Annotated in this window: 10 protein-coding genes; all 10 read right to left on the reverse strand. The window is 49.1% G+C overall.

Features of this window, described 5'->3' with window-relative positions; all coding sequences use genetic code 11:
* Positions 1-186 precede the first annotated feature (186 nt).
* The 10 genes from V7051_RS13725 to infB all read right to left on the reverse strand — a co-directional run bounded on the left by V7051_RS13725 (position 187) and on the right by infB (position 13,862).
* Positions 187-2,304 carry a VIT and vWA domain-containing protein gene (locus V7051_RS13725; protein ID WP_333875696.1) on the reverse strand — a complete coding sequence of 706 codons (2,118 nt, stop codon included), beginning with the start codon at positions 2,302-2,304 and terminating at the stop codon, positions 187-189.
* Positions 2,288-3,808, reverse strand: a complete 1,521-nt coding sequence (gene xrtT, locus V7051_RS13730; RefSeq protein ID WP_333875698.1) for an exosortase T — start codon at positions 3,806-3,808, stop codon at positions 2,288-2,290. The genes V7051_RS13725 and xrtT overlap by 17 nt, the downstream gene beginning before the upstream one ends.
* Positions 3,809-4,213: 405 nt before the next feature.
* Positions 4,214-5,821 (reverse strand): sensor histidine kinase, encoded by a 1,608-nt coding sequence (locus tag V7051_RS13735; protein WP_333875700.1) that lies wholly within the window; start codon positions 5,819-5,821, stop codon positions 4,214-4,216.
* On the reverse strand, positions 5,812-6,504 hold the full coding sequence (locus V7051_RS13740; RefSeq protein ID WP_333875702.1) for a response regulator transcription factor: 693 nt from the start codon (positions 6,502-6,504) through the stop codon (positions 5,812-5,814). Before V7051_RS13740 ends, V7051_RS13735 begins: the two co-directional genes overlap by 10 nt.
* Before the next feature lie 45 nt (positions 6,505-6,549).
* Entirely contained in the window at positions 6,550-7,068 is a 519-nt protein-coding gene (locus V7051_RS13745) for a M23 family metallopeptidase (RefSeq protein ID WP_333875704.1), read from the reverse strand.
* A 151-nt stretch (positions 7,069-7,219) separates the two neighbouring features.
* Complete coding sequence (gene pnp, locus V7051_RS13750; RefSeq protein ID WP_333875706.1) at positions 7,220-9,298, reverse strand: polyribonucleotide nucleotidyltransferase; 2,079 nt, start codon at positions 9,296-9,298, stop codon at positions 7,220-7,222.
* A gap of 100 nt (positions 9,299-9,398) precedes the next feature.
* Positions 9,399-9,668 carry a 30S ribosomal protein S15 gene (gene rpsO / locus V7051_RS13755; protein WP_333875708.1) on the reverse strand — a complete coding sequence of 90 codons (270 nt, stop codon included), beginning with the start codon at positions 9,666-9,668 and terminating at the stop codon, positions 9,399-9,401.
* Between the two features lie 122 nt (positions 9,669-9,790).
* Positions 9,791-10,786, reverse strand: coding sequence for a tRNA pseudouridine(55) synthase TruB (truB, locus tag V7051_RS13760; RefSeq protein ID WP_333875709.1), 996 nt, complete (start codon positions 10,784-10,786; stop codon positions 9,791-9,793).
* Positions 10,787-10,791: 5 nt separating this feature from the next.
* Positions 10,792-11,184 carry a 30S ribosome-binding factor RbfA gene (gene rbfA, locus V7051_RS13765; RefSeq protein ID WP_333875711.1) on the reverse strand — a complete coding sequence of 131 codons (393 nt, stop codon included), beginning with the start codon at positions 11,182-11,184 and terminating at the stop codon, positions 10,792-10,794.
* 5 nt (positions 11,185-11,189) lie between these two features.
* A complete protein-coding gene (gene infB, locus V7051_RS13770) occupies positions 11,190-13,862 on the reverse strand; it encodes a translation initiation factor IF-2 (RefSeq protein ID WP_333875712.1) in 2,673 nt (890 codons plus the stop codon).
* Positions 13,863-13,872 lie beyond the last annotated feature (10 nt).

Raw genomic sequence — 13,872 nt, forward strand, 5'->3', positions numbered from 1 at the left:
CTCATCTTTAATACAGCATAAAAGGCTTGCGCCTTTCTTCATGACACACTAGCCCGAAAAAAGCAGTGTAATCCGGCATAAAGCCCTGCTGTCGAGAGGACTCTACGGGTTGCTTGTAAAACAAGCCATCTGCAATCGATACCAGCAACAAGAGACAATCAATTTATTCGCAATGATGGGGGTTGATTATGCGGCATGAATGATCGCCCTGCGGCGATAACAAGTCCAAAACCCAATTAACGTCACGATGACCAACCCCGCCAAAGTTGAAGGTTCCGGCGTTGCACCGCCTGAAAAATTTTGTGCCGTCATCATGGCTTGTGTTGGGGTTGTTTGCCCTGAACTCTCACCATAAGCTTTTGCTCTGACGCCGTTGACCATCGGCAACGGAACATGTCTTTGCACCGCTTGCTCAGGATGCGTATTAACAATTTTTTGCGCTACGGCGACAAAAGCCGTCCAACGCGTGGTTAATCCATAGTTCAATCCTAAATCGACGACTTTGGCTTTTAACACGTCATCGGCAATGGTTTCGGTACGTAAATACGAGGGCGTATTGATCTGCCGCATCGCTTCGGCAATTTGCGCGCGCGCCCAAATCACCGGTATCGGGTTATCCTTGTCGTCCGAACCGGCAGGCAGTGTGACGGTGACAGGCAGCTGGGCTTTGCGTCCATTGACTAAACCGCTAACTTTGATGGTGTGTTGCCCGGATTGTCGGTATTTGCCTTGAATACGTAACGCGCCACCGGCAAACAAATCGGGGATTTTCGTCGGCGCGATGTCGCTAACCTGCAAATCGCCCCAATCGATGCTGATGTCGGTCAGCACCGGGCTTTCCAGCTTACCGGCCAATTGTATTGCCACATCGTCGGCGATTTCGGTAGGATCGATAAAACGGGCAAAACCGCGTCCCATACCGGCCATTTCTTCCAGTAAAAAACGATTCACGGAAGTGCCGACACCTAAAGCATATATTCTCGCTGTGCCTATTTTTTCTGCAACTTGCTTCAGAACAGTAGATTCGTTACCGATATAACCATCGGTCAGGAATACCACTAAGCGTAATGTGTTAGCTTTGGCGGGCTTGGCAAAAGCCTGCTGTATCGCATTAGCTGCTTCCGTGCCACCATCGGCGGTCAGTGCTTGCACATAGCGCAGTCCTTGCTGGATGTTTTCTGAAGTTGCAGCAACCGGTTCGTCGGTAAATTCTTCGGCATTGTTGCTGAAGCGGATTATGCGGAAATAATCGTTGGGATGCAGGTTATGGAGCGCGTGCAGCATAAACTGCTTGCTTGCCTCAATCGGCTTGCCGCTCATGGAGCCGGAGGTATCGAGCACGAAAACCATTTCCCGCGCGGCAATGTCTTTCACTTCAGGAACGGCGGGCGGTTCCAACTGTAAACTGAAAAAACCGCCGCGCTCATCTTGGTGAGCCAATAAACCGGCCTGCGTGGCGCTGCCGCTCAAGCGGTAACGCAACACAAAATCCTTGTTGTCGATGGTTTTGCCTTCGGCCAAACGTATGACCCTCTGGCTTGCCGACAGTTTTTCTTCGCTGACGGCATGGGTTTTACTGCTCAACTCGGTAATCGGTAAGCCCCCGTCCAATTCAACGGTAATCGCAACACGTTCTTTATCGATGATTTCCGGGCTGTTTAAACCTGCCACATCGGGATAATCCGGCAGTTTTTCGATTTCCCATTGTCCTAAGGATTCGGTGCTTTTCACTTCGGTAACAGGCGTCGGCGCAACGCCTGCACCGGCCGGTTGATAGCGAGGCCCGACAATTAACGGCAACACCAGTTCATATTGCCCGTCGATTTTAGGCAGTGTTTGGCTATAAGTGAGGGTGACTTGCACCGGCAGCCCCGGCATCAGGTTAGCGATGTCTTGGGTGAACATGTTGGGACGGTGTTCGGTCAGCAATGAGGCGGCCTTGCCTTGTTGTTTGGCCTGTTCAAAAACGGCCTTTGCGTCTTCAATGCGCTGGATTTTTGCCTCGACGCGCTCATCGCCGACGTCCATCACCATCCGGTGAACCGCCGCATTTTGATTCAACGGGAACAAATAAGTCGCGTGCAGTGGCTTATCGTGCGGATTGGCAAAGGTTTGTTTGACGGTAACCGTCACTAAATCGCCTTTAACTTTGGCAAGCATATCGGTTTTCAGTAACGGGAAGTTTATTTTCTTGCCGTCGGCCAAGGCTTCAATGGCACCGCTCATTTCCGATGCGGCCGCCGAAACGAAACAGCTTAAGCAGAGCAACAGCAAACAGGCGGTATGTTTAATCAGGTTTAGCATGAGAATTCTCCTGGAAGTGGACTGAAGTTAAATCCAAGGCTGCAAACAGGGTGTTATCCCATTCGGAAGCTTCGGATTCGGGGATGGAAACGGGGGTAATGCGTTGCAGAGCATACCAAGTGCTGTGCGGCTGTTGCAGCCAGCGCCACACCACTTCGGAAACGTTGGTCGTAAACTGCCCAAGATCGGAATAAAAAGTCACGGCGATACGCCACTGCGCTCCGTTTGGAGCGGTCGCCAAGTAAATAGCCGTCGGCAGCGGTTGATACTGAATGCCTTGATAGTGCACATCGAATCCCAAGCCGCGCAGGCAATCGTCGGGCGTGTGCATATGTCGAAGCGGCGAGTTGGTGCGAATTAACATTGCGCTGTTGTCGCCGTAACGCATTTTTACCGCAGTGCCGCCGTATTGGGTGAAATAGGCTTGTTCTTGAATACTTAAGGCGACGGTTTGCCCGTATTGTCCGTTTAGGTAAAGCGGCAAGCTGAGCGCGGTGCGGGTATCGGAAATATCCAAAGGCTGCCGCGGCAGCGCAACAATCACAGCTGCCAGCATTGCAAACCCAAGCGCTGCCAGTGTTTTTGTTTTTCCGGCTTGAATGGGCTGCGGACAGTTATGGCTTGGACTTTTTTGACTGCCCTCCTCTCCCGAACGACGAGGAGGACAAAGCAAAGCCAACGGCATAGCCGCCAATATCAAGCAAAACAATCCGATTAAGTCATGCCAAGGCTGCGCCAGCACATTGATGCCGCCTATTTTTTCCGGGTAGGCGATAAAGATGGACAGGCAAGTGATGCGAATAATATTGGCCAGCAACGCGCTAGCCAGCGCCGTCAGCCCCATCACAACACTATTTAACAGCGTCGGCCTGAGTACGCACATCAGCGCGGCATACAGAACCAGCAACAGGGTGATGCTTTTTACCCCTGAACAAGGCAAATCCACCAGAACGTCGCGGCCTGCCAACAGGATTCTTATCCCTGCACACTGCACATCGGCGAATAACCCTTGCAGCACCCTACATGCCCCGTCCGCTGATAGGTGTTGCAAACCGAAACCGATGATTCGTTGCAGAATGCGTTCCAGCGGCAGCGAAAAGGCGAACAGAACTGCCAACCAGCCAGCCGATAGCGGGGTTTTCCTGTCGTTCAATGCGGCCAGTAAACCAATGGCGTAGACATCAATCGCTAACGCTACCGCGCCCAACACATTAACCGCAAAAACCTGGCCTATGCCTCGGATGAAGGCGGTGACTAACAACAAAATAACGGCTTTTTTATGGGTCTTGCCGGTAACGGCTTGTTGCGGACTGCGCACGCTCCAAAAAAACAGCCCGGCGCAGAGTAAAAATATCCAGCCGCCTTTGGAATCGTGAGCGGGTTCAAACCAAGTGTTAACCAGCCAGGCGATGGGTTCGACAGCCATTAACAGCATCCCGATGCCCATCAATAATGGATAGATCGGAAGCTGTACCGGCAAATGTTTTTTTAAGTGAGTATCCATGTCTTTATAGTGACAGGACGATGTGCAGGGCGAATGGCGGGGTTAAGGATTTTTTGTGGAATTTTTGTGCAGATAGAATGATGCTACGATTCACTACGAACGACTTTTTGTCTCGGTCCCACGCGCTGTGCTCATCGTTATACACAAGTGTCTGCGGGCTATCGAAATGACGACAGCCCCTTACCTCCGTTAGGCGGGAAACATGCCGATAGGCGGACCTTCCCGGTTTTTAAAACCTGGAAGGTCTGCCTGGCAACGTTCTGAACGGCGGGACGTTTTGTCTCGTTCCCACGTAGCGCGTGAGAACGAGGGTAAAAAATTCACCACGAAGACACTAAGAGCACGAAGCAAACGAATAAATATAAAACTTCGTGTCCTTCGTGCCTTCGTGGTGAATAAAAAACCTTAAAAGACTTTTGATCGACTGCTTAACGGCAAACTCAACACAAACAAAGCCCCCTGCCCGCTTTCGGCCAGTTCAATCCTGCCTCCGTAGGCCTTCAATAATGAATGCGTGATCTCCAGCCCCAAACCGGTACCGCCGCTATTTCGGCGTGTGGTAAAAAATGGAATAAAAATCTTGTTGCGATTGGCCGGTGACACACCTGTGCCATTGTCTTGCAAGCTAAGTTGCAAGGTATTTCCGTGAAAACCAGAGGTAATTTCGACTCGGTCGGCCGCATGTTGCAAGCTGTTTTCGAACAGGTTGATCAGCACTATTTCCAGCGCATCCGGGGCAATCGCCAGCGTTGTACCGGGCAGGTTGCTGTAATGCAGTTGCAAACCGCGTTCAGCATAACGGCTTTGCAGCGCAATAATAGCAGCCGGAACATGACTATCCTGGCGACTGGGCTCCAACGCGTCGGCACGGGCAAGTTCCAACAACCGGTTGACCAACTGCTTTAGGCGTTGGGTATCGGCCAGCAGGTTATCAATGAAACGTCGGCGCTGGCCGTCGGGCATGGTATCCGGATGATCCTGCAACAATTCCAGTGCGCCTTGCATGGAAGTCAGCGGGGTTTTGAATTCGTGCGACACATGGGTTGCGAAACGCTGAATGTAATCAGTACGCTCCGCCAAGGCTAGCGACATGCTCGCGAAGCTTTCCGAAAGCTGGGCAATTTCGTAGGTGACAGGATTTTTCAACGATTCGAGCAGTTTTTGCTCGCCTTGTTTGATGCGCTCCGTCTGGCGGATGAGTTCGCGGATAGGCCGCGAGATGGTGGCCGACACCAGCAGCACCAGCGACACGACCAAACCCAGCAGGATCGAAAAGGCCACGAAAACCTTTTTTCTGACTTCAAACAAATGCCTGAGGATATTTTCCGGCGTTCGCGAAACATAGATTACGCCTTGCAAGTGCCGGTCTTCAATCACCGGAAAGGCGACGAATACGCGAATATTAGCGCCTCGGCTCATTGAATACAAAGGCGGCGGGGGCTCGTCGGAAAGACGCTGACGAATCGTACCGGCATAGTGTCCGTCCAAGGCGCGCCGGACTTCAGAAATATCTGCAAACGACAGCCCAACGTCTTCGTTCCCGGCTATCACTGTGCCATTCATATCCAGTAAACGTATTCCGGACAGCGTTATGCGTTGGGTATCCGCTATCACCGGGCGCATTATCTCGCCGATATGTTGCGCCAGTTCATCCGCAGGAATTTGTACCGGCTGTGCGGCAGGGCGCGGCGGCTGAACCGGGTTAACCAAGCTCAATACAGGAATAACGGGGTGGTAGGTATCGCTTTCGGGCGGCAGCGACGGCAGGATCTTTCCGTAAGCGCTATCTTCATGGTGCAGATTCCGCACATGTTGCCGAAAATCGGCCGACAATACCGCAGATTGCGAGATTAATTCCCGCTCGGTTTGTTGCACCAATTCGTTTTCGTAAATGCGGAAGAAATACAATCCGCCCAGCGGCAAGCCCAATACCATCAGCATTACAATCAGCAAAATATTCCTGAGCCGAAACAGACGCCGATTTGACATCGGCAGTTGCGCATTTATTGGCATGAGGCGAGCTTGTAGCCGACGCCATGGACGGTTTCTATTACCGCCTCGCAACCGGCATCATTGAATTTTTGGCGAATGTGGCGAATATGGCTGTCGATGGTGCGATCGCTAACGTAGACATTGTTGGAATAGGCGCTGTTCATGATGGTATCGCGGCTGAACACCCGGTTGGGTTGGCGTATCAAAAGCAACAGTATGGCGAATTCCGTGGCCGTAAGACCGATAACTTGGTTGTTCCAGCTGGCCGCGTGTTGTTCAACCTGAATGCGCAGTTTGCCATGATAGAGATTGCTTGCTTCGATAACAGGTTTTGCTGCGCTGTGAATACGTTTGAGTATGACGTTAATACGGGCGACCAATTCGCGCGGGCTGAAAGGCTTGGTGACATAATCATCGCCGCCGATTTCCAGGCCCAATATCCGGTCGATTTCATCATCGCGCGAAGACAGGAACAAGATTGGCACATCGGAGGTTTTACGAAGTTCACGGCAGACTTCCAGCCCGTCAAACTCCGGCATGTTGATGTCCAGTACAATCAGGTCAACGGCCTGTGCGTTAAATTGCTGTAGCGCCTGTCGTCCGTCTTCTGCGAGTGTCACTTGCATACCCGCTTTTTTCAGCGCGAAGCTGATGACTTCGCGGATATGGGCGTCGTCGTCAGCGATCAAAATGTGCTTATTCATGATTTGTTTAAATCCTTTTTGGCAATATTGTAGGCGACTTGCCGATCACCCAGACGATGGAATTAAAATCGTGCCGGGATCAAGGTAAAACATTCTATTCCAAGGCTCTGGTTTACTGTCATCGTATTGCCAAAATAACGGAAACAAACTGCGAATAACAAAATGCAAATGTGGTGGTTTCCCTTGCGCATTGCCGGTACTGCCGACTGTGCCGATAGTATCACCCACGCTGACCAGCCGTAAAACGCGGGTATTGATTCGCTGCAAATGAGCGTAGTAATAAAAACGCCATTTCTCCCCCAATACCACTATGACATTACCGCCTATGTCGTTAAAACCGGTATAAATCACCACGCCGCTACTCGCCGCCAACACGGGAACGCCTGCCTTGGCAAAAATATCTATGCCTTTGTGTGTGCCGGAACGTCCCCAGGGATAGTACCAGAAGGATACCGGATTCCAATCGGTAGCGGTCGCGCCTGCTACCGGTATCTTGTGGCTCACCGGGACCAGAAAGCCAACGGCAAGCCCTACGAATAGAAAAATCAACGATATTTTTTTCATGGCGTTGAATATCGGTTTTGCGTTCTAATTATCCTGAACTTTCATTATTCTTTCATATAAGCCAAACAAAAAAAGGGATTGCGACGAATCACAATCCCTTTTTTATACCCTTAAGCCGCCCTATTGTTAAGAGCGGCAAACAAAGCTTGGGTTATTCCGCTTCGACTTCTTTCATGCTCAATCTAACTCGGCCTTGACGGTCAATTTCAAGTACTTTGACTTTGACCACATCGCCTTCATTCAATCTGTCGCTGACTTTATCAACACGTTCGTCAGAGATTTGCGAGATATGAACCAAGCCGTCTTTACCGGGAAGAATGGTAACGAATGCGCCGAAGTCCATTAATCTGACCACTTTGCCTTCGTAGGTTTTACCGACTTCAACTTCAGCGGTAATTTCCTCGATCAAACGACGCGCTTCTTCACCGGCAGCTTTATCGACAGATGCCACTTTAACGATGCCGTCATCGGTCAAATCAACGCTGGCGCCAGTTTGCTCGGTGATGCTGCGTATGGTTGCGCCGCCTTTGCCGATAACTTCGCGGATTTTGCTAGGATCGATTTTAAAGGTGATGATACGCGGTGCGAAGTCAGACATTTCTTCACGCGTGGTGGACAACGCTTTGTTCATTTCGTTCAGGATATGCAAACGACCGTGTTTTGCCTGATCCAGAGCTGTCTTCATGATTTCTGCGGTAATGCCATCTATTTTGATGTCCATTTGCAGTGCGGTAATGCCGTTCACTGAACCGGCAACTTTAAAGTCCATATCGCCCAGATGATCTTCATCCCCCATGATGTCGGACAATACTGCAAAGCTGTCGCCTTCTTTAATCAGGCCCATTGCGATACCGGCAACCGGTGATGTAATAGGCACACCGGCGTCCATCAACGCCAGACTGCTGCCGCAAACCGAAGCCATGGAGCTTGAACCGTTGGATTCAGTGACTTCCGAGACCACGCGAATGGTGTACGGGAATTCATCCATATTAGGCAACACGGCGGCAACGCCACGTTTCGCCAAACGGCCGTGGCCGATTTCACGGCGTTTTGGTGAACCGACAAATCCGGTTTCGCCAACGCTGTACGGAGGGAAGTTGTAATGCAGCATGAACGGTTCTTTGTATTCACCGGCTAACGCGTCGATGATTTGCGCATCGCGTTGTGTACCCAATGTTGCAACAACCAAGGCTTGAGTTTCGCCACGGGTAAATAATGCGGAACCATGAGTTCTGGGTAATACGCCGGTTCTGACAGTAATCGGTCTGATCTTGTCCAACTCGCGTCCGTCAATACGTTTGCCTTCGTTAAGAATAGCGTTACGCACGATGCTGTATTCCAGATGTTCGATAATGCCGCGTATATCGCTTTCTGCATATTCGCCATTTTCCGTCAGTTTTTCAACCACGGCATTTCTAATCTCTTTCAGTTGTTCTTGTCTAACCAATTTTTCGGCGACTTGATAAGCGGCTTTAATACCTGCTTCAACTTCGGTAGTTACCAATTTTTTAAGTTCGGCATTCGCTTCGGGAGCTACCCACTCAACAACGCCTGCACCGGCAGCGGCTGCAAATTCGTTAATGGCGTTAATGGCGACCTGCATTTGCTGGTGACCGAATAAAACCGCGCCCAACATGACGTCTTCCGACAGGTTGTCGGCTTCAGACTCAACCATTAATACCGCATGAGCGGTTCCGGCAACAACCAGTTCCAGCTGCGATTCTTTTAATACGGCAGGAGTAGGATTTAGTAAATACTCGCCGTCTTTATAACCTACAGTAGCTGCGCCTACCGGGCCGTTAAAAGGCAAACCTGAAACCGCCAAGGCAGCAGAGGCGCCTAATAAAGCAGGAATTTCGGGATTAACTTCAGGATTTAATGATACGACTGTGGCAATAATCTGAACTTCGTTGGTATAACCCTCTGGGAAAAGAGGACGGATAGGCCGGTCAATCAAACGAGACGTTAAAGTCTCTTGTTCACTTGGACGACCTTCTCTCTTAAAAAAGCCGCCTGGTATTTTACCGGCTGCATAAGCTTTTTCTTGATAGTTAACAGTCAATGGAAAAAAGTCGCCACCACTTGCCTGTTTTTTACCGACGACGGTGACTAACAGTGTCGTACCATCTACATCGATCATTACAGCACCGTCAGCTTGACGTGCTATTTCACCAGTTTCTAATTTAACGAGTCGATCGCCGTACTGAAATTCTTTCCTGATAGGGTTCACTATAAGGTTCCTTTGTGTCGAGGTTGTTTAAAAATTTGTTCAATCCATGAAATGTTAAAACAGAAACGGCACAAGAGCTCTGTGCCGTTTCTTTGTTCTATTACTTACGTAATCCGAGACGTTCAATTAAATTACGGTAACGGTTTACGTCTTTATTTTTTAGATAGTCCAGCAACTTACGACGTTGATTAACCATGCGCAACAATCCACGACGTGAATGGTTGTCTTTTTTATGTTCTGCAAAGTGCGGTGTTAAATGCGTGATATGTGCCGTCAATAAAGCAATTTGCACTTCAGGCGAACCGGTGTCGGTTTCTGATTGACGATAGGCCTCAACGACCGCTTTTTTTTGTTCTGCTGTAAATGGCATTTGTAATCCCTATTTAGATTAAAAATTAAAAATAAAGCCGCCAACATGGCGGCTCCTTATGCACACTGTTTCCACGATAGGGTGTAGGAACAGATGTATTTTCTCTGTCTGAGTGTATAAATTCAGAGCAGTTCGTTGCTCATATTGAACAACTTTTTCGGTGCTAGTTTACCATCCATTAGCATTTCTCCCAAGCCTAAAAAGACCGCATCATTATACATGCGCACTGTACCTTGCCTCCTTTCCGGACTTGTGCTGCCTCCATTTGCGCCGAGCTCTTCCGCTACGCTCAGTAGAGTTTCATCGAAAGATAAAAAATCGAGCGACTGGCCGTATTTTATGCAAATTGTCTGTTGATCCGACAACTGCACGGCGGGCAGAGCTTCCAGTGGTTTATCGACATTAATCAGGCATTGAAACAAGCTTTGCTGATCCATTGCCGTCAGCTGTTCGATGGTTTTGGCATTTGCAATGTTAAATTGACCCGCTTCGAGTCGGCGTAACTCATTTACCGTTCCGCCGCAACCCAAGTAATGCCCGATATCTTCCGCCAGCGAGCGGATATAAGTGCCTTTCGAACAAAAGACATCCAGCGTCAATTGATCCGGTTGCAAAGCAAGCGCTTGAGAATCAGTCAGCAACTTCAATTCAAATATGGTGATACGCCTGGCTTTACGCTCAACCGTTTTACCTTCCCGTGCCAGCTCATAAAGCTTTTTACCGTTATGCTTTAAAGCCGAATACATCGGGGGAACTTGGTCGATTTCGCCGGTAAATTTTTCCAGACAGGCCTGTATGTCGTCGATGGACAGCTCTGGCACCGGCTTAGTCTCTAAAACCGTACCTTCCCGGTCTCCGGTATCGGTCATAACCCCGAGTTGAATGACGACTTGATAACGCTTATTGTCATCCAGCATCAACCCCGAGACTTTGGTCGCTTCGCCGAAACAAAGCGGCAATAAGCCGGTAGCCAAAGGATCCAGGCTGCCGGTATGTCCCGCTTTATTGGCATTAAACAAGCGCCTGACTTCCTGCAAGGCTTTATTTGAAGATACCCCAAGGCGCTTATCTAACAGCAATATGCCGTGAATATTGCACCCGGACTTGCGTTTACTCATCTGAACTAGCCTTCGTTTTCGTCGTGCCCGTCCTGAGCGGATTCGATAGGCTTATCCAAACCGCTTAACAGTTCCGACACCCGCATGCCGGTATCGAATGAATCGTCATAATAAAAACGCAAATCGGAAATATGCCTTAAGCGCATTCTTTTGGCCAATTGATGCCGAATCACAGGCGCCATCTCGTTAAGCAATTTAACATTGGCTTTTTTGCCCTGCTCATCAACATTCAATACCGTAACATATACTTTTGCCACAGCAAGGTCTTTAGTCACTACCACTTCATTGATAGTAATAAAGCCCAGCCTGGAGTCATCAATATCCCGTTGCAAAACCAGAGAAAGCTCTTTCTGCATCTGCGATGAAACGCGGGCATTACGACCAAATTCTTTTGCCATAAGGTTTATATTTCCCGTTTAACTTCTATACGTTCAAACACTTCGATCTGGTCGCCGGGCTGTACGTCGTTGTAATTTTTTACACCGATACCGCACTCCATGCCCATCTTGACCTCGGATGCATCGTCTTTGAAGCGGCGTAAAGATTCCAGCTGCCCTTCATAAATCACTACGTTATTACGCAGGACCCGTATCGGCAGATTTCTCTTCACATAACCGTCAACAACCATACAACCTGCAACCGCACCGAATTTAGGTGATTTAAAGACATCACGCACTTCGGCAAGACCGACAATCTGTTCTTTGATTTCTGGCGCCAACATACCGCTGATGGCTTTTTTAACCTCATCAATCGCTTCATAAATGATGCTGTAATAATGCAGGTCAATGCCTTTTTCTTCAATCAGTCTTCGTGAAGCCGCGTCAGCCCGAACATTAAAGCCCATCAAAATCGCACCGGAAGCCAACGCCAAGTTTGCATCGCCTTCATTAATGCCGCCGACGCCACCGAAAACAACTTTAACTTCGACTTCGTCATTCGACAACCCGACCAAAGAGCCGCGCAACGCTTCCAGACTACCCTGAACATCGGTTTTAAGCACCAGATTGACACTGGCAATTTCACCGGTCGTCATTCTGGAAAATACTTCATCCAGTTTAGACGCTTGCTGCACTGCATGTCGGGACAGTTTTTTGCGGTCTTCGCGATGCTTAGCCAAATCTTTGGCAATGCGTTCGTTCTGTACCACCAGGAATTCATCCCCGGCATTCGGCGTGCCTGAAAGCCCAAGAATCTCAACCGGCGCACACGGTCCGGCATCTTTAATGGCTATGCCGTTCTCGTTAAACATGGCTCGAACACGTCCGTATTCATGACCGCACAGTACCATTTGACCACTTTCCAGCGTACCTTTTTGAATCAGCACTGTTGCCACGACACCGCGGCCTTTATCGAGCCTTGATTCAATAACAATACCCGATGCAGCACCTTCAACAGGCGCTTTCAATTCAAGGATTTCAGTCTGGACAATCAACGCTTCGATCAAGTCATCGATACCGTCGCCGGTTTTTGCCGAAATTTTCAGGAACTGCACATCGCCGCCCCATTCTTCCGCAAGTACGCCGATGGTGGACAGTTCCTGCATTACTTTTTCAGGATTCGCGTCGGGCTTATCGATCTTGTTAATTGCGACAATAATCGGCACATTGGCCGCTTTGGCATGTTCGACCGCTTCCTTGGTTTGCGGCATAACACCGTCATCCGCTGCAACCACAACAATGACCACGTCGGTAACGTCAGCACCTCGGGCACGCATCGCGGTAAATGCCGCGTGGCCCGGTGTATCTAAAAAGGTTACTGAACCATGATCGGTTTTAACCTGATAAGCACCGATATGCTGGGTAATACCGCCCGCTTCACCGGCGGCAACACGGGTTTTACGAATATAATCGAGCAGCGAGGTTTTACCGTGATCGACGTGACCCATGATGGTAACAATAGGTGCTCGCGGCAATTCGACGCGATTATCTTCTTCTTGCGCCTCAGCCAGCATTTCCTGCTCGAGATCGTCATCACTCTGCATAATCGCTTTGTGACCCATTTCTTCAACCAAAATGACCGCTGTGTCCTGGTCTATGCTTTGATTAATCGTCGCCATAATGCCGAGTTTCATCAGGTGTTTAATCACTATCGCAGCTTTAACACTCATTTTTTGAGCAAGATCGGACACAATAATCATTTCCGGAATGGTAACCTCTTTTACAATAGGTTCAACCGGCATTTCAAATTGATGCTTACCTTCAGGCTTTACAGCGACGCGCTCAGTCTTCTTACCTTTTTTCTTAGGCTTTTTATTGTCTTTACCGCCTGCTCCTGCACGTGATCCTTCTTCCTGTTTTTTTCTATGCAGAATTTCTTGCTTGGCTGATGCCTGTTGCCTTACTTTGTCAGCATTTCTTTTAATAGACTCTTCAAGCCGAAGATCTTTTTCCTGCTGTTTTTTTCTAGCTTCTGCCGATTCTTTGACTTTAACCGATTTTTCATGGTCAAACTTCTTTTCTTCCTGAGCTGACAACGCTTCAATTTTTTCGTCGACCTCCAAAGATGGCGAGAGTGTTTCAACTACTAGGGAATCGCTCTGATCAGTCCCAGGGGCAGCAACTACTTCAGCTTCAACGGGCTCGACAACTCCCTTAACTTCCGGCTCAAATGCAACTTCTTCTTTCTTTTGTTCCAAAACAACTTCTTCTGGTTTTACCGGCTCCTCAACTGGAGGAATATTTTCGGCTTGCTTTGCAATCTGCTCTTCGAGAGCATGCTTGGCCAACTCCAAATTCTTTTGTTCGTCAGAATCCGCTACTTCACTACGTTTTATATACGTTTTCTGTTTGCGAACTTCAACGCTGATCGTTTTGGTAGTACTGCCTGGTACGCTCGCCTGCTTAAGCTCGCTCACAGTTCTGCGCTTTAAAGTCACCCGCTTCAGTGAACCTTCGGCGGCGCCTTCGTCCTTACCATGGCGTTTGCGCAAATGCGCAAGCAGTTGCATTTTTTCGTCATCATTAATGACATCATCAGGGGCACTTGCAGATAGCCCTGCTTCCTTCAGTTGCTCTAATAATCGTTCCAGAGGTATTTTTACCACCTCCGCTAATTGCCGTACCGTTTTATTGCTCATTTCATACCCC

The sequence above is a fragment of the Methylobacter sp. genome (assembly GCF_036845245.1).
Taxonomy (GTDB): domain Bacteria; phylum Pseudomonadota; class Gammaproteobacteria; order Methylococcales; family Methylomonadaceae; genus Methylobacter_A.